The 25,413-nt window shown below is 29.7% G+C and carries 22 protein-coding genes; 7 read left to right on the top strand and 15 right to left on the bottom strand.

The window, feature by feature from the left end; all coding sequences use genetic code 11:
- Position 1 precedes the first annotated feature (1 nt).
- The 3 genes from pstA to phoU all read left to right on the top strand — a co-directional run bounded on the left by pstA (position 2) and on the right by phoU (position 2,583).
- Positions 2–922: a phosphate ABC transporter permease PstA gene (gene pstA / locus HMPREF2647_RS03560; protein WP_037541016.1), complete on the top strand. Its 921-nt coding sequence runs from the start codon at positions 2–4 to the stop codon at positions 920–922.
- Between the two features lie 77 nt (positions 923–999).
- Complete coding sequence (gene pstB / locus HMPREF2647_RS03555) at positions 1,000–1,926, top strand: phosphate ABC transporter ATP-binding protein PstB (RefSeq protein ID WP_070859531.1); 927 nt, start codon at positions 1,000–1,002, stop codon at positions 1,924–1,926.
- A 6-nt stretch (positions 1,927–1,932) separates the two neighbouring features.
- Entirely contained in the window at positions 1,933–2,583 is a 651-nt protein-coding gene (phoU, locus tag HMPREF2647_RS03550; protein ID WP_017174698.1) for a phosphate signaling complex protein PhoU, read from the top strand.
- Between the two features lie 99 nt (positions 2,584–2,682).
- Here phoU and pepF read toward each other — a convergent pair whose 3' ends face one another.
- Positions 2,683–4,491 (bottom strand): oligoendopeptidase F, encoded by a 1,809-nt coding sequence (gene pepF / locus HMPREF2647_RS03545; RefSeq protein WP_070436436.1) that lies wholly within the window; start codon positions 4,489–4,491, stop codon positions 2,683–2,685.
- A 167-nt stretch (positions 4,492–4,658) separates the two neighbouring features.
- Here pepF and HMPREF2647_RS03540 point away from each other — a divergent pair, with 167 nt between their 5' ends.
- The gene (locus HMPREF2647_RS03540; protein WP_070436435.1) at positions 4,659–5,003 is read left to right on the top strand and encodes a hypothetical protein; all 345 of its coding nucleotides are present in this window, start codon (positions 4,659–4,661) and stop codon (positions 5,001–5,003) included.
- 51 nt (positions 5,004–5,054) lie between these two features.
- On the opposite strand, the gene HMPREF2647_RS03535 is transcribed toward HMPREF2647_RS03540, so the two are convergent.
- The 11 genes from HMPREF2647_RS03535 to HMPREF2647_RS03485 form a co-directional block, all read right to left on the bottom strand.
- Positions 5,055–6,095 carry a siderophore ABC transporter substrate-binding protein gene (locus tag HMPREF2647_RS03535; RefSeq protein WP_070548573.1) on the bottom strand — a complete coding sequence of 347 codons (1,041 nt, stop codon included), beginning with the start codon at positions 6,093–6,095 and terminating at the stop codon, positions 5,055–5,057.
- A 1,231-nt stretch (positions 6,096–7,326) separates the two neighbouring features.
- Positions 7,327–8,586 (bottom strand): aminoacyltransferase, encoded by a 1,260-nt coding sequence (locus tag HMPREF2647_RS03530; RefSeq protein ID WP_048681888.1) that lies wholly within the window; start codon positions 8,584–8,586, stop codon positions 7,327–7,329.
- A gap of 18 nt (positions 8,587–8,604) precedes the next feature.
- Positions 8,605–9,867: an aminoacyltransferase gene (locus HMPREF2647_RS03525; RefSeq protein WP_070436434.1), complete on the bottom strand. Its 1,263-nt coding sequence runs from the start codon at positions 9,865–9,867 to the stop codon at positions 8,605–8,607.
- A 346-nt stretch (positions 9,868–10,213) separates the two neighbouring features.
- Complete coding sequence (gene trpA / locus HMPREF2647_RS03520) at positions 10,214–10,948, bottom strand: tryptophan synthase subunit alpha (RefSeq protein WP_017174692.1); 735 nt, start codon at positions 10,946–10,948, stop codon at positions 10,214–10,216.
- Complete coding sequence (gene trpB, locus HMPREF2647_RS03515) at positions 10,941–12,155, bottom strand: tryptophan synthase subunit beta (RefSeq protein ID WP_070436433.1); 1,215 nt, start codon at positions 12,153–12,155, stop codon at positions 10,941–10,943. The genes trpA and trpB overlap by 8 nt, the downstream gene beginning before the upstream one ends.
- The gene (locus HMPREF2647_RS03510; protein ID WP_048681664.1) at positions 12,127–12,786 is read right to left on the bottom strand and encodes a phosphoribosylanthranilate isomerase; all 660 of its coding nucleotides are present in this window, start codon (positions 12,784–12,786) and stop codon (positions 12,127–12,129) included. The genes trpB and HMPREF2647_RS03510 overlap by 29 nt, the downstream gene beginning before the upstream one ends.
- Positions 12,783–13,562 (bottom strand): indole-3-glycerol phosphate synthase TrpC, encoded by a 780-nt coding sequence (gene trpC, locus HMPREF2647_RS03505; RefSeq protein ID WP_017174689.1) that lies wholly within the window; start codon positions 13,560–13,562, stop codon positions 12,783–12,785. The genes HMPREF2647_RS03510 and trpC overlap by 4 nt, the downstream gene beginning before the upstream one ends.
- Positions 13,563–13,564: 2 nt before the next feature.
- Entirely contained in the window at positions 13,565–14,569 is a 1,005-nt protein-coding gene (trpD, locus tag HMPREF2647_RS03500) for an anthranilate phosphoribosyltransferase (protein ID WP_169925290.1), read from the bottom strand.
- Complete coding sequence (locus HMPREF2647_RS03495) at positions 14,514–15,143, bottom strand: anthranilate synthase component II (protein ID WP_017174687.1); 630 nt, start codon at positions 15,141–15,143, stop codon at positions 14,514–14,516. Before HMPREF2647_RS03495 ends, trpD begins: the two co-directional genes overlap by 56 nt.
- On the bottom strand, positions 15,140–16,549 hold the full coding sequence (locus HMPREF2647_RS03490) for an anthranilate synthase component I (protein WP_017174686.1): 1,410 nt from the start codon (positions 16,547–16,549) through the stop codon (positions 15,140–15,142). Before HMPREF2647_RS03490 ends, HMPREF2647_RS03495 begins: the two co-directional genes overlap by 4 nt.
- Before the next feature lie 487 nt (positions 16,550–17,036).
- Positions 17,037–18,071: a M42 family metallopeptidase gene (locus HMPREF2647_RS03485; RefSeq protein WP_037541014.1), complete on the bottom strand. Its 1,035-nt coding sequence runs from the start codon at positions 18,069–18,071 to the stop codon at positions 17,037–17,039.
- 135 nt (positions 18,072–18,206) lie between these two features.
- On the opposite strand from HMPREF2647_RS03485, the gene HMPREF2647_RS03480 reads away from it, so the two are divergent.
- Entirely contained in the window at positions 18,207–19,298 is a 1,092-nt protein-coding gene (locus HMPREF2647_RS03480; protein ID WP_048683130.1) for a prephenate dehydrogenase, read from the top strand.
- 51 nt (positions 19,299–19,349) lie between these two features.
- Here HMPREF2647_RS03480 and HMPREF2647_RS03475 read toward each other — a convergent pair whose 3' ends face one another.
- Complete coding sequence (locus tag HMPREF2647_RS03475; protein WP_017174683.1) at positions 19,350–20,612, bottom strand: Y-family DNA polymerase; 1,263 nt, start codon at positions 20,610–20,612, stop codon at positions 19,350–19,352.
- A 148-nt stretch (positions 20,613–20,760) separates the two neighbouring features.
- On the opposite strand from HMPREF2647_RS03475, the gene HMPREF2647_RS03470 reads away from it, so the two are divergent.
- Positions 20,761–20,943, top strand: coding sequence for a 2-hydroxymuconate tautomerase (locus HMPREF2647_RS03470; RefSeq protein ID WP_070436430.1), 183 nt, complete (start codon positions 20,761–20,763; stop codon positions 20,941–20,943).
- A gap of 88 nt (positions 20,944–21,031) precedes the next feature.
- On the opposite strand, the gene HMPREF2647_RS03465 is transcribed toward HMPREF2647_RS03470, so the two are convergent.
- Positions 21,032–22,009, bottom strand: coding sequence for an LCP family protein (locus HMPREF2647_RS03465; RefSeq protein WP_049419820.1), 978 nt, complete (start codon positions 22,007–22,009; stop codon positions 21,032–21,034).
- A gap of 140 nt (positions 22,010–22,149) precedes the next feature.
- Between HMPREF2647_RS03465 and msrA the strand changes: the two genes are divergently transcribed.
- On the top strand, positions 22,150–22,665 hold the full coding sequence (gene msrA, locus HMPREF2647_RS03460) for a peptide-methionine (S)-S-oxide reductase MsrA (protein ID WP_002449832.1): 516 nt from the start codon (positions 22,150–22,152) through the stop codon (positions 22,663–22,665).
- 37 nt (positions 22,666–22,702) lie between these two features.
- On the opposite strand, the gene mprF is transcribed toward msrA, so the two are convergent.
- On the bottom strand, positions 22,703–25,225 hold the full coding sequence (mprF, locus tag HMPREF2647_RS03455; protein ID WP_048762429.1) for a bifunctional lysylphosphatidylglycerol flippase/synthetase MprF: 2,523 nt from the start codon (positions 25,223–25,225) through the stop codon (positions 22,703–22,705).
- Positions 25,226–25,413 lie beyond the last annotated feature (188 nt).

Raw genomic sequence — 25,413 nt, 5'->3', positions numbered from 1 at the left:
TATGACAGCAACGACTGATCCAAGAGCTAAAGGTTTAGTTGACAAAAGTAAAGTCGAAAAAAACCTATCTAGTCGCGATAAAAAAAATAGTCTTAATAAATGGCTATTCTTTGCATGTATTGTATTTGCTTTAATCGTTCTTGCCGCATTACTGATTCAAACACTTGTAAAAGGTGTAGGACATTTAACACCTGAATTCTTTACAAGTTTCTCATCTTCAACACCATCACAAGCTGGGATTAAAGGCGCATTAGCTGGTACATTATGGTTAATGATTACTATCATCCCAATCTCTATTATCTTAGGTGTTGGTACAGCAATTTATCTTGAAGAATACGCACGCGATAATATGTTTACAAGTTTCGTTAAAATTTGTATTTCTAACTTAGCTGGTGTGCCTTCAATTGTATTTGGTTTATTAGGATTAACATTATTTGTACGTGGCGCTGGTATTGAATCATTATCTTTAGGAAATACTGTTATCGCTGCTGCTTTAACAATGTCATTACTTATCTTACCGATTATTATCGTTTCAAGCCAGGAAGCGATTCGTGCCGTACCTAATTCTGTAAGAGAAGCATCTTATGGTCTAGGTGGAAATAAATGGCAAACAATTAGAAAAGTGGTTTTACCCGCTGCTTTACCTGGTATTTTAACGGGATTTATTTTATCACTTTCACGTGCATTAGGTGAAACAGCACCATTAATCTTAATCGGTATTCCAACTATTTTCTTAGCAGTACCATCTGGTTTATTCTCAATGTTTACTGCTTTACCAACTCAAATTTATACTTGGGCTAAAATGCCACAAGCTGAATTCCAAAACGTGGCTTCAGCAGGTATTATCGTATTACTTGTTATCTTATTATTAATGAACGGTTTAGCAATTTTCTTACGTAATAAATTTTCTAGAAAATATTAAGCATTTTATTATTAAAGTTATTTGGGATAGAGAGAAAGATTTCTGCTTTCTCTCTTAAAATAAAAGGAGTTTTATATATGGCAAAAATCAACGTAGATGAAAAGAAAAAGAACATTGAACAACATACAAATGATGTTGTTGATCAACACTCAAATCACACTCATCCAACAAACGACAATCAGTCTCAAAAGACAACAATTGTAACAGCTAATAGCGAAAATAAAAAAAATATTAAACCTGACAGTGAAAGAAAAGTAGTTTATTCAACTCAAAATTTAGATTTATGGTATGGTGAAAATCATGCTTTACAAAACATCAATTTAGATATCTTAGAAAATAATGTCACTGCTATTATCGGTCCTTCTGGTTGTGGTAAATCAACGTATATTAAAACATTAAATCGTATGGTTGAATTAGTACCATCAGTTAAAACTGCTGGTAAAATTTTATACAGAGAACAAAATATTTTTGATAACAACTATTCAAAAGAAAAATTAAGAACGAATGTAGGAATGGTATTCCAACAACCAAATCCATTTCCTAAATCAATTTATGATAATATTACTTATGGTCCAAAAATCCATGGTATTAAAGATAAAAAATTACTTGATGAAATTGTTGAAAAGTCATTACGTGGTGCTGCAATTTGGGATGAATTAAAAGACAGATTACATACAAATGCGTATGGATTATCTGGGGGACAACAACAACGTGTTTGTATTGCTAGATGTTTAGCAATTGAACCAGATGTTATTTTAATGGATGAACCTACATCAGCATTAGATCCTATCTCTACTTTAAGAGTTGAAGAACTGGTTCAAGAATTAAAAGAAAATTATTCTATCATTATGGTTACACACAACATGCAACAAGCTGCACGTGTTTCTGATAAAACAGCATTCTTCCTTAATGGTTATGTAAATGAATATGACGATACTGATAAAATCTTCTCTAATCCTTCAGACAAACAAACAGAAGATTATATTTCTGGTCGTTTTGGTTAATGCTTAATGAAAATTATTAGACAAAAATATGAAGGCCAATTGGACGATTTAATTAAAGAACTTCGTCGTCTTGGTCTTCGTGTTTATTCAAATGTTAACAATGCTATTGAATCATTAAGTGAAGATGATAGAAACTTTGCTAGACACGTCATTGAAAAAGATAAAGAAATTAACAAATTTGATTATGACATTAACGAACAAGTAATCATGTTAATTACGAAACAACAACCAATTGCTACTGATTTAAGAATGATGATGGCAGCTTTAAAAATTTCTACTGATTTTGAAAGAATGGGGGATAATGCTGCAAATATCGCTCATATTCGACTAAGAGTAAAAATTACAGATCATTATGTCTTAACACGTTTAAAAACAATGGGTAAACTTGCATTATTAATGTTAGAAGACTTAAATACTGCTGTTAAAAGTGAAGATTTAACATTGATTAAAGAAATTATCGAACGTGATAAAGATATTGATGATTTATACGTGAATATTGTTAACACAACTTATCTAATTGATAATGATCCATTTGTAGCTGGTCAAGCGCATTTAGCTGCACGTAACTTAGAAAGAGTAGGGGATCATGTAAGAAATATAGCAGAAAGTATTTATTATTACTTTACTGGTGAACATTTTGATAAATATGATCGTTAAACTACTTTATCGTTGATAGTTTTATTCAAACTAAAAAAATCAAAGTAAAGGAGTGAGACACGATTCATTTTGAATCGTGTCTCACTCCTTTATAATATATTAATTATGTTCAATTTCATTTGTAAGTGTTTCTACTTCATCTACTAATTCTGAAATATACGCAATAGTAGATTTAAGTGGGGCATTTGTTGTTATATCAACTCCTGCTACTTTTGCAAGTTCAACTGGATTTTTACTTCCTCCAGCTTTTAACGTTTCTAACCATGCATCGACTGCTTTTTGTCCTTCTTTTTTAATTTTTTGAGAGACCACTGTGCCAATAGTTAATCCAGCTGAATACGTATATGAATATAATCCCATATAATAATGTGGTTGTCTCATCCACGTTAATTCCATTCCATCAGTAAGTTCAACCGCATCACCAAAGAATTGTTCATAAACGTTTCTCATTAACTTATTAAGAACGGGTGCTGTTAAAGATTCACCGTTATCAACTTTTTTGTATACTTCTCTTTGATATGCTGCTTCCAGTAAATGCGTGACCATATTATGATAATATGTGCGAGATATAATTGAGCCAATCACCCATCGTTTAAAACGTGCATCATTACTATTACTAAATAAGTAGTTTGCCATCAGCATTTCATTCATTGTAGAAGGTGCTTCTACAAAATACATAGATGCTTCTGAATCTAATAAATGTTGATGTTTTTGTGACAATGTAAAATGACCAGCGTGGCCCAATTCATGCGCTAATACGAAAGTTTCTGCCATTTTACCTGTCCATGAAATAAATACATATGAATGCGTAAAATAAGGGCTAGCACAATACGCACCAGTATCTTTACCTTTATTTTGAGCAAAATCAATCCATTGATGATTATAAGCATTATCAACCATTTTAATATAGTCATCGCCTAAAACACCTAAAGCACCGTGAATATATTGTTTTGAGTCTTCTATTGAAATATCTGGTTCATAACTAGGATCAACTGATATTTTTAAATCTTCAAATCGCATTTTATCTAAGTTATGAATTCTTTGCAGTATTTTAGCATATTTTTGCATCACAGGTGCTAAATCACTCATGATGACATCAATTTGTCTATCATACATTTCACGTGTAACTTCTTGTTCTTGTAGTAAAAAATCTATAACAGAATCATAGCCTCTTAAATTAGCCTCAATTTTTTCTTGTTGTACATGTTGATTATATGTTGCAGCTGTTGTGTGTTGATATTTACGCAATGCATTACTAAAAGCTTCGAAACTTTTACGTCTAAACTCTGGATCTGAACTGTCTTCATACTCATTTTCAAAAGTTGCATAATCTAAAGGATACATTTCATGATTATGTTCAAACGATTCAAACGCAATATCAAGCATTTTAGTTGTTCCATAGAGTTCATAAGCACTTTGAAAAGTAGGCGACAAACTGGCAAGCACTTCTTCAACTTCTGAAGATAATTGATAAGGTTTACGTTTTATTAATTTTTCTAGATAATGAGGACTATTGAACTGCTCTTTTAGCTCTTTTAATTTATCATCAGAGAGTATCATTATTTCAGATTCAACAAATGATAATAAACTAGATATCTTACCATAAGATGTTGATAGTTTGGCATTTAATGTTTGCGCTAATTCATTTGTAGTATCAACACTTAATCTAAGTTCAGCATAATTACCTAATCGATCAAATTGTATAAGTAAGTCTTCATATTCTTTAAGTGCATCTAGAATAATTTTAGTTTCTGATAAATTATTTTTATATTTTTGATTAAATTGAGCGGATTTCTCTAATACATCATTTAAAGTATTATAAAATGCTTCATCATTCGTAAATAAATCTTCTAAATTCCATTTTTCATTATCTGGAACATGTTTTCTGAGTGGTAAGCCTGTGTTCATTTTATTCACTCCTAAATAGTTATTCTCATATATATTATACATAATATTATTTGTAAACTCAGTTTTAAGCCTTTAGTCTGAGTCATTTTAATAATTAAGAAGGTATAATTATTTATAAAAGTATTGTATATTACATATTATAAAATATAAAAGTTGAGGCGTTTTTTATGACGATATTTGATATGCCAAATTATCTTTGGATCACAATCCTAGCAATGATGGTATTAACTGTCTTTTGTACATTGGTACTGAAAAAATGGCTTTCAGCAGCAGTAATTACCTTCGTTGTTTTAGCAGTATTAGCTTTCTTTATTCCTAATTTTTATAATATAACGTTCCAGCCTTTATTAGGCTATGCCGCTTTTCTTGCCATTATCAGTTTAATGATTAGTTTCCTTTTATGGTATTTTACAAGAGGATGGCGCCGAGAACGTAAAGAAAAGCAATTGGAAAAAGAGATGAAAAAATATGATAACGACGAGTACATGTATCGTCGTCGTGATAGAAGATAAATATAAGGGAGTAGGATAGAATTCATTTTGAATTCGTTATCCCACTCCCATTTATATTTTTAATAGTGTATAAAAGGATTTTTTTTTAAAAGCTTTTTCAATTTTGTTTAATTGATGAATAGTTGTTTCAATGCCACCTTCACTAAAATACCAAGCATTAGCTTCAAATTGATAGACTTGGTGATTTTTTATTGCTTTCATATCTTTTATCACTTGATTATTCAAAGCAGAAGGTAACGTTTTGTCATCCGCATTTTTAGTTCGATTAATTACAAACAATTTATCAGGATTAATTTTATTTAAATACTCATTAGTAACTATATTACCAGCTGAATTTGCTTTCATTTTAGGATCAGCGTGGTTAATTCCTAAATCTTTATTTAAGAAGCCTCCAAATCTACCAGTTGGTCCGAAGGCACTAATGCCTTTATCATCAACATTTAAAAGTAATACGGTATCTTTATTAATTACTTTTTTAGCCTCTTTCACTTCTTCACTTAATTTATGATTAAGTGCTTTTGCTTTTTCTTCTTTTTTGAAAATTTTACCAAACAATGTCGTATGTTCTTTAATTGATGAAATATAATTATCATTATCGGGACTAACAAATAAAATCTTAGCATTAGGCGCCGCTTTTTTCATTTCATCTATTGTTTTCGTATGTGCTTGTCTAAATGAAGCAAAGATAACATTAGGTTTTGATTTAGCTAATTCATCATAATTAGGTCTTCCTGGATTGCCTAGATTTGTATATTTACTGTTTTTAAATTCTGAAAGGGAAGAAGGCAAAAATGAAGCACCTTGTCCTTTAGCAATAGAAACTATTTTGTCTTGAAGTCCCATTTGCTGCATAATATCTAACGCGCCATAATCTAGTACTGCTACACGTTTCGGATTAACTGGTACTTTAACTGTTTCTGTTTTATTTTTGCCTCTACTATGTGTATGATTCTTATCCTTAAATTCATATGTATTTTTTACTGTAATGGTATCTTTACTAGATGAAGAATTTGAATCCGATTGCTTATCACATGCTGATAAGATTAAAATAACTGATAAAATTAATAGAATATATTTAAATGATTTTTGCATTTTCTAACCTCCTAGAGAATACTATAATAGAAAATGATAATCATTATCAATTAAATATTTACATTTTATTATCTTATTTTACCTAAAATATTACATATTCCTTTTATATTGTTGGTGATTTCTTTAACATGTATATTAGACTTAAAATAAGTAGCCTTATTGACTTATTTGATGATTTTAAAAGGGGTATGTTGCTCATAATACTGGAAAGGTATATTTAGTAAAATCGTCTTAATAGACGAGACGATAGTCAAACTTATAAGAATGGATCACTTTTTATGATATTAAAGTCTTTCTTTGAAATAATTGTTATTAGAAATAATGGTTCCAATATCACCGATAATCTTTAAATTGATAAGGTAGAACAAAAGATATAAATTATTTATCTGCAAATTCATATGGTATCTTGCATTATGTAAACTAGCTAGCATTCAATAATTGATTCATTACTATATTAATTATCAAAATAAATTATGTCACAAATATCGAACACTAAATTCATATTAGTATTTTCTACATTATATATAATACATATAATGTAGTTGATTTTTATCATAACAAATTATAACTAAGTCAATCATTTTAGATAGATCAATGTTAACCAAAGAATGATAACTAAAATATATCATTGAAGTGTAATTAAAAAAGAATAGGTCCCCTGATCGTTATATATACAACTTCCTATAATATATATTATGTAAACTAAATTGTAGAAATCTGCATTTTTATATGAATATCTTCAATTTAAGCTTTTTAACAAAATACAGATTATTTAAAGTTTTAATATATACCTTAACTCGTTTACATATGCCCATGCATTCTAATTTTAGTAGTATTTATTTAAAGTTATTTTTTCTACAGTTCGGTAATCATTATCTAAAGTATTGAATCATGGATATTGGCATTACGATTTATACAATCGTTCTTAATTATTTCTCAAAACAATCTAAAGCGGAATGATTCCAATTAGATTAGTTATTTAATGATATCATAACTATGTATTTATTATCCAAATTATAAAACACTATAAATTTCATTTATTATAAAATATTAAAAATAAATTTCTTTTGGTGTATCATTGATAAAAATAATTGATATGCTATTATTAATTTGTAGGATGCAACTTGTATTTACAACTTAGAATTTACCTACACTATTTATAATTAGTCTCTATCACTAATTATAAAAAAGCATACTGGCAAGATTGCCAATATGCTTTTTATTCTAATTGTTATTTTTTAATCTTCTTACGTATACGATTCAATGTTTTAAATAGCCAATATTTAGGTTTATTAATTGGTTTATAGAAATCCCCAATTAACTCCTCGATATACACATTAAACCCTCTTTTAAAGCGATAAACACCATAATCTTCACTATTTTCAGTAAAATCACCAGATAAACCATAAAAATTATATCGATCATATCCATGATCAAAGCAATAATTCATCATGAACCAATGCATCATATATGGTCCCATATAATTATTGTATTTTTCTGATGAGCCACCTGAGAAATAGTTTACTTCATAAGCATTTGCAAAGTATACTCCAGAAGCTAAGTTTAAAATTTGTCCATCAGTTTGACGTAATTCACTTGCATGTAAGAGTTCTTTTTGGTCGTGTTCTATTTGTTTATCTAGTTCAGTAATTTTTTTCAGCTGTTTGTCACTTTTATTTTCTTTAGACATCATTTGATCACGACGCGTTTCTTTATCATTTAAAGAGGTTTGCAATGATTTAATATAGTCATCTAAATCAATATATGCTAATGGCACTAATGCTTTATCGCCGTATGTATCTATAAAATTATAAAAATATTCATCTGTTTTTGATACAAAACCAGTACGTGCTTCTGTTTCACGATACAAGTCTAAGAAAATATTTAGTTCATCTCTTTTAAGAAATCTTACTTTTACTCCATAGTTTATCGCTTTATTTATATTTCTTTTACGTTGACTATCAAACTGCTTTTTCAATGATGCAGGTGTTTCACCTTTTAGATAATTTACGCCCATCCATCTCACTTGACTAGAGCGATCATATTTCGTAGTGAAACCATGATGTTCGTAACCATGTGATTTAAATAAATTAACTAAAGCATCATTTTTTTCGTGACCTTCTACCGAATTGATATCTTTATCATAAATTTGATAAATCCAATATGGATCAAGTTTTACATATAAACATTGATGTTGGTGTAGGTATTTTTCTAATTCTCGTAGGTAAAAATCAACAAGACCTAAATCGGAATAATCCATCACTGGTCCACGATTTGAATAGTATACATAACTTCCCATAGTTGGAATTTTTGAGAAAAGACTTGCAGCAATCACTTTATTACTTTCATCTTTTACACCTAATAACACAACTTCAAATCCGTCATTTTCTCTAGTTTTTATATTTTCAGTAACTTGGAAGTAATGACTCTCTAATGATGGATTTTGTACGAAGGTTTCATATTCTTTAACTGTTAACTCTGTAAATTTCATATTCGCACTATTCCCCTCTTAATTCAATCTTTTTTTAATTTTTTTAAGTATTGTATATAGTGAATACATTGGTTTATTTATAGGTTTAACGAAATCACCAACATATTCAATTACATCTGCATTAAATCCCTTTTTAAATTTCACAACACCTGCATCTTCAGCATCATCTGTAAAATGACCACTAATCCCATAAAAATTATAACGGTCAATGTCATGATCAATTGCATAATTAATCATAGTCCATTGAACTGCATAACTTCCAGCGAAGTGTCTATATTTATTTGACGTTCCACCTGCATAATATACAACTTCAAATGGATTAATAAAGAAGAATCCAGCAGATATTGGTAATTCGTTACCGTGTTCTAATTGAAGTTGTGTTGCTTCATCAATTTTTTGCTCATTTGCTTTTAATTGCTGTTCTAAATTTATTTTTTTATTTTGTGCTTTTTTGTTATCTGGTCGTTTTTCAATATCTTTTAGAGCTTTGTTTAAGTCTTTATTTAATGTCTGACGTTCTGCATGAAGTTCTTCAAGATATTCATCAAATTTTATATATGCGAGAGGTACTAATACTCTATCTTTAAAATGATCAAATCGATTATAGTAGAAACTATCCTCTCTATCAGAAAATTCTTTAGTCTCTGATGTATCTTCCATAAATGATCTGAAAATAGGTAATTCTTCTTTAGTAAGAAATCTTACTTTAACACCATTTTTTTGGACTTTTTTAGTATTTCTTTTTCGTAAACTATCCATTCCATTTAATACATCTTTAGCAGTTTTATCCTTTAAATTTAAAACTGAATGGAACCGAATTTGTAATATTGGATCAAATCCTGTTGTAAACCCTTCGTGTTGATATCCTAATTGCTTCATTTTATCAAAGAACCAATCATTCCCAGCATTCCTTGTAATATCACCATCATGATTACGATATTGATAAGGCAAATAAGGGTCTATACGTACGTATAAACAACGTTGCTGTTTTAAATATTTACTTAATTCGTTAAAGAAAAAGTGAACGAGCTCTTTGTTTTCATAATCAATGACTGGACCACGATTTGAATAAAAATATTTAAAAATTTTCATAACGGGTACAGCAGTTAGCATACAAGCAGCAATGACTTCATTATCTTTATTTTTAATTCCTACTAAATGAGTTTCAGTTTTCTCGGCAACTTTTAACTCATAATTTTCAGTCATTTGTGTAAAATGGCTATATGGCATTTTTTCAGTAAAATCGCCAAATTCTGTAGCTGTTAAATTTGTAAACTTCATTATCTCTATAACTCCTAATTTAGAATCTTTATTTAATTTGAGTTGACTAATTTTAAAATTTTAGCTTATGTATATGTTGTGAATACGCATCGGTCTAATCTCAATAAGTATACACTAGATAAGGTTAAAACTAAAATATAAACCTGTATATACTTCCAATTAACCTAAATGCTCTTAAATTCTTGGCTTCTTCTATCTTCTCCAAATAATAAGAGCTGAAAATCATTCTTTTTCAGCTCTTAAATTCATATCTAATTTCATTTTAAATCAATTAATACTACATTGCTACTAATTCTTAAGTATTTCATGCTATGAATACTCTAAATAATTTTTATTTTATACTATGCTAACCATTATCTAAAGTTTGTCTAATCTCCCTTAAGTATTCTCCTGTTTGACTTAAGTCATCATTTTGAAATCTTCGAACGATTTCACTTCCAATAACAACACCATCTACATCTTTTACCAAATCTTTTATATGGTCTGTAGTTCTTATTCCAAATCCTGCTACAACTGGGAGAGATGTAAAAGATTTAATCATTTTTATCTGGTCTTTAAGCTTTGGATGAAACGTTCCATCTTCTCCAGTAGTAGCATTCATCGTTACAGTATAGATAAATCCTTCGGCATGTTTTGCTATATTTTGTATACGATTTATATCTGTCGTCATTGCTATTAATGAAATTATTTTTACTACTCTATTATGATTTAATTGTTGTTTTAATTGTTCTATTAATTCAAATGGTAAATCTGGAATAATTACTCCATAAACACCAATATCATCGCATTTTTTAAAAAAGGCTTTTTCTCCATAACTTAAAATAACATTATAGTATGTCATTAGAACACATTTACAATTAATTTCATTTTGATGTTTATCTAACTCATCAAATATATAGTCGATTGTTATATGATCTTTAAGTGCTTCATGACCAGCTTTCATAATGATGGGTCCATCAGCTACAGGATCTGAAAATGGAACACCAATTTCTATAATATCTGCTCCACTTTTATCAAGTAATTTTACATTTTCTAAAAATTGTCTATTACCCATGATGTAAGGAATAAATAATTTACTCATTTTTATCCTCCTTTCTCTGTTGTATATATTGTTGAATCGTTTCCATATCTTTATCTCCGCGTCCAGATATTGTCACTACTAATATATCGTTTTGTTTCATTTTAGGTGCTAATTTTTCTACATAACTTAATGCATGTGCACTTTCTATAGCGGGGATAATACCTTCTATTTTGGTGAAGCGGACAAGTGCTTCCATTGCTTCTTCATCGCTAGCACATTCATAGGTTACTCTTCCAATATCATGATAATATGAATGTTCAGGTCCAATACCTGGATAATCTAATCCTGCTGAGATAGAATGTGCCAATTCAATTTGTCCATGTTCATCTTGGATTAAATACATTTTTGATCCATGAAGCACACCGGCCTTTCCTTTCCCTATCGCAAGTGCATGTTGATTAGTATCCTTACCTCTGCCAGCTGCCTCCACACCGTATAATTTCACATCATCTTCGATAAAAGGATAAAATGTTCCTATTGCATTAGAACCTCCTCCTACACAAGCAACTATTGCATCTGGCAAACGATGTTCTTTCTCTAATATTTGTGATTTTATTTCTTGACCAATTACACTCTGAAAATCTCTAACCATCGTTGGAAAAGGATCCGGCCCTAAAGCTGATCCTAATAAATAATGTGTATCTTCCACGTGACTTACCCAATACTGTAGCGCTTTATTAACTGCGTCAGATAAAGTTCCTTGACCTTCATCCACAGCTTCAACTTTAGCTCCTAATAATTCCATTCTAAATACATTAAGTTGTTGTCTTTTGATGTCTTCTCTTCCCATAAAAACAATCAGTTCCATATCAAATAATGCAGCCACTGTGGCACTTGCAACTCCATGTTGTCCAGCTCCCGTTTCTGCAACAAGTTTATTTTTGCCCATTCGTTTAGCGAGCAATGCTTGACCTATGGCATTATTGATTTTGTGGGCACCAGTATGATTTAAATCTTCTCTTTTTAAATAAATTTTAGCCCCACCTAATGCTTCTGTATATGATTTCGCATAAGTTAAGGGTGTTTCTCTCCCAACATAATCCTTTAAATAATATGCTATCTTTTGTTGGAATTTAGGATCATTTTTTGCTTTTTTATACGCTCTCTTTAATTCAATGATAGCTGGCATTAATGTTTCCGGTACATATTGTCCTCCATACTCACCAAAAAAACCTAGTTCATTTGCTTCCGTTTGTATCTGTTTCATATTCTAAGCTCCCTTTAACGTAATTTATAATTGTTTCCATTTTCAATTTATCCTTGCATTCATTTGTCTCTATACCACTGGATATATCATAGCCTTTATGTGATAAATCCAGCTTTTCAATCTGTTGAATAGCACTTATATTTATTCCTCCTGCAATAAGATAAGGAATGTCTTGGCTTACTGATTCTAATATTTTCCAATTAAACGTTTGACCAGTACCACCAAATTGAATTGAAGGGGTATCAATAATAAATAAATCTACCCATGGCTTATATTGATTCATATCTCTATTCAAGTTTTCTGTAGCCGGCAACGCTTTAATTATCTTAATATTCTTAAAATTTAATTTAACTTTTTGGATTAATTCAATTGTTTCATTACCATGAAATTGAATGCCGTTCACATTGGTTTGTTGCAACAATGTATTTAATTCTTTATATGTAGGATTCACAACAACTATAACTCGATGAATGTGCTTTGCTACAAATTGATTTAAATAGTTAATTTGTTCTATATTTAAATGACGTTTACTTTTTGGATAATGAATAAAACCTATCATATCTATGTCTAAGGAATTGGCTTTTAAAATATCACTTTTTGTTTTAAAACCACAAAATTTTAGTATATTCATTTCTCTTTATTTAGTTTTAATGAAGGTAATAACGATGATATATTATTACTATTCATTAAAGCTCCTCCCACAAGTAATCCGTCTATGCCACTACTTACAATTTTTTTTACATCATTTAAAGTTGTAATACCACTTTCAGAAATATAGTAATAACCTTCTTTTTTCATTTCCAAAATGTCATTAGTATGTTCTACTTTAGTAATAAATGTTTTTAAATCTCTATTATTTATACCAATGATTTTAGGTTTAATTTGATAAGCGCGTTCTAACTCTTCTTTGTTATGAACTTCAACTAAGACTTCTAAGTTTTGAGATATTGCATAATGATATAAAGACTGAAGTGTATCATTGGTTAAAATATTTACTATTAATAAAATAATAGAAGCTCCGGCTCTCTTAGCAAGATCAATTTGAAGCGGATCAATGATAAAATCCTTACATAATACTGGTAAATGTGTGAGTTGTGTTAACGTTTGTAGACGTTCAAAACTTCCTCCAAAATATTTTTCATCGGTTAAAATTGAAATAGCACTTGCTCCATGATTTTCATATTTAGCAATTTGATGCTCTAAGTTAATGTCCTTGAATGCTTTTACAGAAGGACTTTTAGATTTTATTTCTGCAATAATACTCAATGTTGATTCCCTTTTCAAAGTGGTTTCTAGAGCTGACTTATAAGATACATCAACTTTTTTAATATGTTTTATTTTATCTGTATAATACCCATCGTTTAGTAACTGTTTTTTATACTGTACAATCTCATCTAATATTGTCAATTTTATTCCCCTTTCATCAACTGACATTGTTTTAAAGCTTTGCCACTATCAATTAAATCTTTTGCTAAATCAACGCCCTTTTTAATACTATCCACTCTATTTGATATATATAAGGCTAATGCTGCATTCAGCACTACGACATTTCTTTTAGGGGAATGATCTTTTCCACTTAATATGTCAATGGTAATGTTTTTATTTTCTTCAGGTGTGCCACCTTGAAGTTCTATATTATTTGCATGAGCTATGCCATAATCTCGTGCATTTAAAACATAATGTGAAATAGTCCCATCTTCATGTAATTCATATATTTCGTTATCCCCAGATAATGTTGCTTCATCCATTCTATTCGCTCCATGAAGTACGATGCCTCTTCGTCGTCCTAAATCTTTCATAGTTTTAATAATCATGGGTAATTGGGAAGCATCGTAGACCCCCATTACTTGATAATCTAATTTAAAAGGATTGATTAATGGTCCGACAATATTGAAAATAGTTGGTTCATGAATAAGTTTTCTAATAGGTTGAATGTATTTCATAATTGGATAAGATTCCATAGCGCTGATAAATGCTAAATGTGTTTTAGATACTTGTTTGGCTACATTTGCTACTTTCGTAGTAGGAATGTGTAATTGTTGTAATAAATCGGTACTTCCAGAATTAGATGTAATACTTTTATTTCCATGTTTAATGACTGGAACATCTGCGCTTGCTACTACAAATGATACTGTCGTTGAAATATTGAAACTATTTGATTTATCTCCTCCTGTTCCACAAACGCATATACTTCCTTTGTATTCAGGTTGAGTTGAATACATCGTATGAATAAGACTTTTCACTATATAAGTTAATTCTTTTTGTTGTATCGACTTATTTGTGAAAGCTTGTAATAACTTTACTTTATCTTGAGTATGACATTCTGGATTGATGAGATATTGAATAAATTCAGTAGTTTCATGTTGTGAGAGTGTTGCATGACTTTGAATTTGGTTGAGTAATGTTAAGGTCATCATATTTACCTCTTTCCTTTACGATATCGATAAAATTTTTAATTATTTGTTGTCCTTGGTCTGTTGCAAACGACTCGGGATGATATTGAATACCAAAATGTAATCCATTTTTTGTCTCATAAGATTGAATGCAATCTTTTGTCCTTCCAGTAATTATTAATTGTGATGGAAAAGAGATTTCATCACTTATTAATGAATGGTAACGCATTATATTAAATTGATTTGCTAAGTTGTTATATAATTTAGTATGTTGAATAACTGTTAATATATCGACTTTACCGTGCATGACTTTTTCGCCTTGAATAACACGGCCACCGTAATAGCATGTTATTGCTTGTGCACCTAAACATACGCCTAATATCGGTAAAGATTTATACCTTTCAATAATATTCAATAGATGGTTACTATCTAAAGGATGACCAGGTCCTGGAGATATGATGAGACCATCACTTTGGTTAACGTAGTTAAGCACATCTTTATCGTCCGGATATTTAACAATGACATCATCTAATTGACTTACTATATCAACTAAGTTATATGTAAATGAATCATAATTATCAATGATTAAAATCATGGTGTTACCTCCAATAAACTTTTTGCTTTTAATAATGTTTCTTCTAATTCTTTTTCTGGTACTGAATCATAAACCACCCCACACCCTGCTTCGACTTTCACGGTAGTATCATCAATTAACATTGTTCTTATTGCTAAAGCAAAATCTAAATTCTGATTACAATTAATGTAGCCTACACCCCCACTATATAGTCCACGTTTATATGGATATGTCTCATATATACGCCTAATTGCTCTAAGTTTTGGAGCTCCTGAAACAGTTCCTGTAGGTAATAAATTAGCAATTACTGTCATAGGAGATAATTTTTGCTTAATCTCACCTTTTACTTCGCTTACAATATGCATGACATGCTCATATTTTTCAATTTCCATTAATTTTGTAATTTTTGAACTACCGGTTCTACTGACTCTATGTAGATCATTTCTGCCTAAATCAACAAGCATTCGATGTTCGCTTAATTCCTTTTCATCACTCAATAATTGCTCTGCATTTTGTTTATCTTCTTTTATGGTTTTACCTCTTTTAATTGTTCCAGCGATTGGATTCGTAATAACCGTTCCATCTTGTACAGCTACAAAACTCTCTGGAGAACTGCCTATAATAATTTGTGTATTCATATTAATATAGTACATATATGGACTTGGATTACGTCTTTTTAAGTTTTGGTATAATTGATAACTTAATTGCAATGTATTATTTTTAAAATGATGATTGTAGCTATATATTCTAGATGGTACAACTTGAAACATATCGCCTTCTTTTATAAGCTTTTTCAATTGCTTTATAGTATTTATAAATTCATCATCTGATACATTTGGTATGATATTTGAAGGCGTAGGAGGACGAATATAATCATCTGTATAAGCTTTAATTTGAGATAGTTCCTTTATTCTATCTTTTACTCTTTTTTCTAAATCTTTCTGTTCTACTTCTGAAAATTGATTTGTAGCAATAACATATAATTCATCTTTATAATGATCAAATACATATACATCTTCTATCATGTGAAATTCAATATCATTGCTATCCTTAATTTCTTGTATAGATTGCTGTTTTAAAATTGGAAATTCATGTCTTACTAAGTCAAAACTACACGTACCAATAAAGCCAGATACAAATGGTAAATGTTTTAATTTTTCATCTGTAATCTGAATATTAAATTGATTGATATAATCTTTTAAATATTCATAAGACTTTTCAGTAATTTCAACATTTTGTTTTTTTGTTTTTATCTTTAGTAAGTCATTATTTAACACAACAGAACCATAGCTTTCGAATGCTACAATAGAATATCTACCTTTAATTTGCTTTTGACTGGTACTTTCTAAAATAATCTTATTTTTCTTTAACTTTCCTAAAACTTCGGGTGTAATATTTGCTCTAAGTATTTCATAATATAGTTTCATTAAGCTTTAATCCTTTCTCAAAAAAATATCAGCATCCTTATTTAAAAGGACGCTGACGCGCGGTACCACCTTAATTAACTAAATATTTCGAATTATCAAAATATTTAAAGTTCACTTATTTTTTATTTGATTTTTTATAAGTATAAACCCAATTTCATTATTAGTGATGTTAGTTTTCATCAACCACTAACTTTCTATGATTATCTAGCTAATAATTACTATATTTATACCAAAAAGACACCACGATTACGTTCCATAGATAAGGACGCGTTACCGTGGTGCCACCTTAATTAACATTACATGTTCACTTTACTGTTATTAAATTTAATCTTCTAAGTCCAATTCAAACATATGCTGTGCTAATTTACATCATCCATTAGCTTTCTATTTGCTACATCACATATCTTCTACTCAATTCTCAGAATTATTAAAATATTATTATAATTCAGTATAATACATAAATAAATCTTCCTTGTCAATATTTATTTCAATTTATTGATGACAAGCAATAGGCATATAATAAGTTTTGAGCGGCATGTATAGAATCAATATGTGTTCGTTCCAGTGCATGAGAGGACTCAATACCAGCTCCAAATAATCCATGTTTAATATCTGCTCCTGCTTTTAATGCTGCAGACGCATCTGACGTATAATAAGGATAAATATCTATTTTATACGGAATATGATTAAATTTACATAAGTTTACTAGATGTGTTTTTAATTCTTTATGATAAGGTCCAGACGCATCTTTAGCACAAATAGATACTGTATATTCGTCAGAAGATTGTCCCTCTCCAAGTGCTCCCATATCAAAAGCAATAAATTCTACAATTTTATTAGAAATAGATGCATTCGCTCCATATCCTATTTCCTCATTATTAGAAATATAAAATTGAATAGTATGTGGTAATTTAATTTGTTCATTTTTTATTCTTTCTAATAAATCTAATATCATTGCTACACTTGCTTTATCGTCTAAGTGTCGGGATTTAATAAATCCAGATGATGTTATTTCTGTTCTTGGATCAAAGCTAATAAAATTACCTACTTCTATTCCTAAATCTTCTGTCTCTTTCTTAGAAGACGTTTTTTCGTCTATACGGACTTCCATATGTTCAATATCTCTTGGTATTTTTTCATTTTCGCGATATACATGAACACTTGTTTCATGTAAACATATTGTCCCTGTGTACGTTTCGCCAGAGTCTGTTTCAATCTGACAATATTCTCCTTCAATCGCATTATATTTAAATCCACCAATTAGATCGATTGTTAAACGACCATCTTCTTTAATTTCTTTTACCATTGCACCTAAAGTATCTACATGAGCAGTAATACAACGTTGACGTTCATTATCTTCACCCTCAACTGTGATAATTAATGCACCTTTATTTGTTAATTGAGTTGAATATCCTAAATGTTCTACTTTTTGTTTTACATAACTTATTGCATTATAAGCATTTCCCGAAGGACTATTAATGTTAGTTAAGTTTTGAATTAATTCTAATATCTTTGATTCCATTCAACTTCCCCCTTTAATACTTTAAATATATTTTAACCTAGATAAATAGTGAACTCTAATGAATAGTATTGTTTAAAATGAATGACTAATTTAAAATATAGATATTCTGAATATTTAGAAATAAGGAGGGCTCATATGAAAAATATTTTATTTGTTGGTTTAGGATTAATTGGTGGAAGCTTAGCTAGTAATTTAAAATTTTATCAATCTGATCTTATAATTTCTGCCTATGATACTGATGTAACTCAATTAGATAAAGCAATGTCTATTGGTATAATTGACAAAAAGATTAATGATTATGCTCTTGGTGTTAAGGAAGCGGATATTATTATCTTTGCTACTCCAGTTCATCAAACAGCAATATATCTAAATTCATTACCTAATTATGAAACCAAATCACATTTGATTGTAACGGATACTGGCAGTACAAAACTTATCATTCAAAATTTTGAAAAACGTTTATTAGAATCAAATATTCATCTTGTTAGTGGGCATCCAATGGCTGGTAGCCATAAATCTGGTGTCCTTAATTCTAAAAAACACTTATTTGAAAATGCATACTATATTTTAGTTTACGATGATGAACGTAATACACAAGCGGCTAAAACATTACAATATTTGCTCTCCCCTACACTAGCTAAATTTATTATTACTAATGCGAAAGAACATGATTATGTAACGGGAATTGTTAGTCATGTTCCACATATTATTGCCTCTAGTTTAGTACACTTGAGTTCAAGCCATGCAAATGATCATGCTTTAGTCAAACAGCTTGCTGCTGGTGGATTTAGAGATATTACAAGAATTGCAAGTAGTAATGCCGAAATGTGGAAGGATATCTCACTTAGTAATAAACAAAATATCATTAGTTTACTAGAAGATATGCAAACCAATATTAAGGATATGATAGTTAAACTTAAAAATGAAGAAGAACAACAAATATATCAATTCTTTGAAGATGCAAAAATTTTTAGAGATCAATTACCTCTTAAGCAACATGGTGTAGTCAATGTTGGGTATGATTTATATATTGATATTCCAGATAAAGCGGGTATGATTAATAAAGTTACTTCTATACTTAGTTTACATAATATTTCTATAAGAAACTTAAAAATTTTAGAAGTTCGTGAGGATATTTTAGGTGCTTTACAAGTTACCTTTAAAACTCCAAAAGATCGTGAATTAGGTATTGTTGCTTTAAATGAATTTGATACTTATATTCCATAAAAATAGAAGTGGGCCAAAATTCAAAATGAGTTTTGACCTACTTCCGTTTATTTACATTTTATGACCTGCCATTAATCCTAATCTATTATGTTTTGTTCCAGATTCAGTATAAGAAATTGCTTTTGAAACGATGCCTTTACCATATTTCTTTTGTAACGTATCAATCGTTTTAGCTAAATTTTCATCTCTTTGTCTTTTATATTCATCTACAAATAAATTTAATTGTCGATTTTCTTCATTAATGAACTGTGTTAGTGAAACACTTAACGTACGATACAAAGCCTGTTTATCACACAACTGATTCGCATAATCATTAACGACTTTAAATATATCTTGTTCTAGATTTGTAGCATCAGTTAAAGTGTGTTGTTTATGTATTCCTCCACCTTGAGTATATCCAAATGAAAAATGTATAGTACGTGCTAATTGCTTTCTTTCTCTTAATCTACAAGCAACATCTTCAATCAACTCTTGCATCACAATTTTTGTTTCATTAAATTGATAGTCTCTCATCAAAATTTGGCTTTTACATATAGTTGGATTATTAATTTTACTTTTTTCTCTTATTTTACTTTGATCTATACCGTTAGCATGTAAATGCATATCAGTGCCTAATATACCAAAGTCTTTCTTCAAATATCTATGAGGATAATGGGCTAAATCACCTATTGTAATAATTCCTTTTTTATTTAACTTTATTTCTGTTTTTTTATTGATTCCCCAAAATGATTTTAATGGTGAAATACACCATAATTTATCGGGAATGTCATGATACCGCCACTCAGTAATACCTTCTTTGGTGTGTTTAGCTTCGATATCCATAGCTACTTTACTAAGTAACAAGTTAGATCCAATACCTATTGTGCAGTATATTCCCGTCTTATCCAAAATTTCTTTTTGAAAACACTTAGCAAAAGAATATACTGTAGTATTAAAAAGATGGTAGCTATTTGTTACATCCATAAAAAATTCATCAATACTATACTGATGTAAATCTTCCCCTGGAACATATTTAAGAGCAATTTTAGAAATTTCTAATGATACTTCTAGATATCTTCTCATACTTGGATTAATAATATAAATATCATTACGTTGTGGAATTTCAAATAATCTAGATCCCGTTTTAATACCAAGTTCTTTTAATTTAGGTGTTGCTGCCAAAACAACAGATCCTTGTCGCTTAGTGTCAGCTACCACTGCTAATTTTGTCATTAAAGGATCTAATCCTTTTTCTATACAAGACACACTAGCATAAAAACTTTTCTGATCTACACATAGTATGTCTCTATCTTCAAGTAAATTATAATCATACATATCAACCCCCTCCTTAGATAATTCAATTATATAAGAACACTTGTTCTCTTACAACATTAAAAAGAACAAATGTTCTATTTAAATATCTTGAAGTTCATTTTTTAAAAATGATATACTAAGCACATAATTATGTAAGGAGGAAAACATCATGCCGATTGTAAATGTAAAATTATTAGAAGGACGCTCAGATGAGCAATTAAAAAACTTAGTCACTGAGGTTACAAATGCAGTAGAGAAAACAACAGGCGCAAATAGAGAAGCAATCCATGTAGTCATTGATGAAATGAAGAAAAATCACTACGGTGTAGCTGGCGTAAGAAAATCAGATTAATAATATTATAATCTTCAAAGTTTACATAATAATATTATTGTAGTTAAATAGATAATAAATAAGCAGGCCACTTTGGCCTGCTTATTTATTATTCGTCTAAAAATGATTCTATTGCTTTTTTATTTTTCTCTTTATCAATATCTAATGCACTACCATCGTTATTAGTATTGATATTTTGATAAGAATTTTTTAACGGTACAGTTAGTGTTTCCACATTTTTATCGCCTCGTATTCCAAAACTTAGTCCTGTTTGGAAAATAGCTGAGTTTGGCATATCTGTATTAATATATCCTCTCAATATACCAGCTACTTTAGGTAATTTCACGATTGTACTTGGGGTAATCAATTCTTTCTTAAGTGTTTGCATAACTTGTTGTTGACGTCTCACACGTCCAAAGTCTCCCTCTGGATCATGTCTAAATCTCGCATAACCTAATAATTCTTTACCGTTTAATCGATGGTGTCCTTTTTTTAATGAAACCCCTATATTTTCTGACATATCTTTTTCAACATCAATTGGCACACCATTAGGTTCTAATTCATCAATCATTTTTTCAAAGCCAGTGAAATCAATGACTGCATAGTATTCAGGATTAATACCTAAATTTTTATTTAGTGTTTGTCTCAACAACTCTGGTCCCCCAAGTGAGTATGCAGCATTAATTTTATATTTGTCATAACCAGGAATTTCCGCATAAATATCACGCATAATTGACATCATTTTCATTTTTTTCTTAATATAGTCATACTGTACAACCATAATAGAGTCAGTTCTTGATTTTCCACCATTAGCTTGGTCAGCACCGAGCATTAATACTGTGATTTTCCCGTCATTTTTAACGGCTCCATTAAATTTATGAATTTTAATATCTTTTGCATGTTCTTGTGCATATTTCATACCACTTTGATATCCATGAACGACATACGTAATCATTGCAATAAGTAAAACTACAATAATCAGTATTACAAAAGGTAATTTTCGAAATTTTTTCTTCTTGCGTCGTTTAGAAGGTATCGTTGTCCCCGTTTGTCGTCTTAATATTGTATTATCCTTCTCTTCTGTCATATTTACCTACCTTACACTCTCTAAAATCTTCAAAATAATATTCGGATATACTATAATATATAAATAAGTTATATAAAATATCTTAAAAAATCAAGTGTTTTCAATAAATATTACAAAGGTGTTATGAAAGGATGGCGTAAATGAATATTAATACAGCATACTTCGCAGGAGGCTGTTTCTGGTGTATGACAAAACCGTTTGATCAATTTGAAGGTATTGAATCAGTAACATCAGGTTTTATGGGAGGATCAGTTAAAAATCCAACCTATGAACAAGTAAAGAGCGGAACTACTGGACACTATGAAACTGTTAAAATAGAGTATGATGTTGCTTTATTTTCTTATCATAAATTATTAGAAATATTTTTTTCAGTCATTGATCCATTAGATGCTGGGGGTCAATTCCAAGATAGAGGGTCACAGTATCAAACAGCTATTTTTTATACAAATGATGATCAAAGAAAAGTTGCGATTAACTATATCAAAGATTTAGAACAAACGATGCATTCTGATAAAGCCATTGCTACTAAGGTTCTTCCCGCTTCAAATTTTTATAAAGCAGAAGAATATCATCAAAATTTCTATAAAAAAAATCCTGAACGTTACGCACAAGAACAGCGAGATCGTGCAAATTATGATCCTCGTTCTAACTCATAATAAAAAAGATATCCGAAATTGTTTTCGGATATCTTTTTTATTTATGTCTAATCACTCGCATTACTTTTAACATACTGTACCAGAGAGAACTATCTTTTCTATACACCAAAAATCGCGGTTCCCACTGGGGACTATATTTTTCTTTATATCTTCGTAACCCCTGAAAACGATATAAACCATTAAAATGTTCAAACACACGTCCCGCAATACGTTCTCGTAAATAAGAATAATCGAGTTGACCTACATTTGATAAGGTAGCCATACCCATGTTAAAAGCTTTATACCCTTTTTCTTTACCCCATAATAACATATGTAGATATAATCCATCCATTAGAGGTAAATCTAATTCAGGTAACCAACGAATTAAATCTACTGAAATTGCTTCGTTATAGTATGTCGGCATTAATGTACAAAAAGCAATAATCTTACCTTCTTCATTTTTCATAATTCCAATTGGGGCTTTATCTAAATACTGTTCTGTAAATTGCCCAACAGAAAAATGCATTTCAGTACGTCCATCGAGCCACTTATCACTTACTTTTCTAAGCTCTTCTATAAACGCTTTAGAAAATGGTGGTTCTATAATGTCAAATTTAATATTTAAATCATTAAATTTATTCAGTGTTGCTCTAAAACCACGTCGTTTTTTTCCAGAAGTAGTAAATTGTGTTAAATCAATAATAGCCTCTTCGCCTAATTTAAAAAATTGATTTCCAAAATTATGATACAACGGCATAAAACGATCAGATACTTGATAGAAAATGACATCATAACCTAACTTTTCAGCATAACTATAGAAATCAGCCAACAATGATTGGAATGATGCCGTATTTCCAATTGGATCTCCCAATACGACCAGCGCATTTGATTTATATCTATACATAAGAAAAGCTTGTTCACTGTCATACATAAATACATCTTTATCACCGCTATATATCAAATGACTTAAATAATTCCCTCCATATGTTTCTATGATTGATTTACATTGAGAATATTCTTGTAATTGATGTGGGCGTTCAAAGCGACGACCAAATAACCATGCAATACCAACAATTAATAATATAACAACTATCACAGTTAACCAGAAATAGTATTTTAATAATGACGTATCCATTTCCAAGTGATATAAATCTAAAGCATATAAAGTTTCAGAAATAATGAAATGATTAATATATAAAACAATCACACTAATGACTAAGGTAAATATTAAGTTTTTTAATCTAAATGGACGTTTAAATACTTTCGCACGTCGATAAGCTAAAATAAGTAAGATAAAAATAATGATGAGCCATGTAAGTAACATGATAGAAGCATACGTATATAACGTTGCAAGAAATATTAACACAAGTGAAATCATTGAATAAATAATTGCTCTCTTACTTTGCTTATATATACCCCTTACATTAACAAGTAATATTAAACATGCACTTGTATGAATAGACAACATGATATAGTAAATAAAATGATCAGCATCATATAATCCATCATAAACAATCGTCACATTATTAATAAAGAAAATAAAACTTGTTAATAGTGCAAGAATAGATAAAGCAAATGCTGGGATTTTTGAAATAATATCTTTTTGATAAGACAGTATGAATGAGGTAACATCTTTAGCGGGTACAAAATATTTAGATTCTTCAAAGTACTTACGCGCAGAATTGCCAAATTCAAACGTAGATAGAATTAAAGCAATGATAATAGGTACAAAATAATAAGCAAAACGATATAGCAGTAAGGCAATCAATATTTTTTCTTCAGGAATATCTAAAGATTTTAGTCCTAATAAAACAACTAAATCAAATGCCCCGAATCCACCTGGAATAAAACTAATCAGTCCAGAGAGTGCAGCAATAATAAAAATACCAAGTAATGTTGTAAAAGCTACATGAATATCAATAATCCATGCCGACAAGTAAAGTACAACAGCAGCAGCTATCCATTCAATACTTGAAACAAGCGTGCAATATATCCCTACCAATTTATTATGTTCAGTAACCGGTTTAACGACTGTATACACTATAAAAATAGGTAAAAATAAAGCGACTACGTACAATACCCATTTTACAAAACGTACTTTATCAAGAATATGAGAAGCATCGAAAATATGAAGTACGACTAAAATAGATAAGAAGCTTAAACCAGTTAACATTGAAACTAATATGATTGAAATAGCGTGAAGTAATCTTTTTCTATCAGAAGTATAATTTTTATAAATAAATGTTCTAAATCCTGCGCCTATAAATCCACCAAATCCAACAATAGCATTAAATGCATTAATAATATAACTCAAACGAAATACTTTGTTCAGTGGTATACTCAACTTTAAAGTTTTAACAAGAATGACATCATATAAACTTAAAAGTAGCATTGATGCGCCACCACATATAAATAAACCAATTAAAAACCATCGATTGATTTTACTAAATGCTTCTAATGTTTGTTTGAAGTTAATATGTGACAATTCATGATATAAAGTAGCAACTACTACAATAAAAAGTGTGATAGCAAATACCACTTTTAATATAGATATTAATCTATTTTTATGTTCTTCAGTCATTATTCATTATTATCCTTTACATTATATTAATATAAAATATATCATATCATATTCTAGTTATATATCTTTAGACTATTGAACTAACATAATTGTAAGATAAAAGAGAGTGGAAGAGAATTCATCGTCCCACTTTTGCAAGATGATTAGTACTATATTAAAAAGCCTAAGACAACTCATTATGTCTCAGG

The sequence above is a fragment of the Staphylococcus sp. HMSC035D11 genome (genome assembly GCF_001836075.1).
Taxonomy (GTDB): domain Bacteria; phylum Bacillota; class Bacilli; order Staphylococcales; family Staphylococcaceae; genus Staphylococcus; species Staphylococcus hominis.
This window is presented reverse-complemented; position numbering and strand designations above follow the sequence as displayed.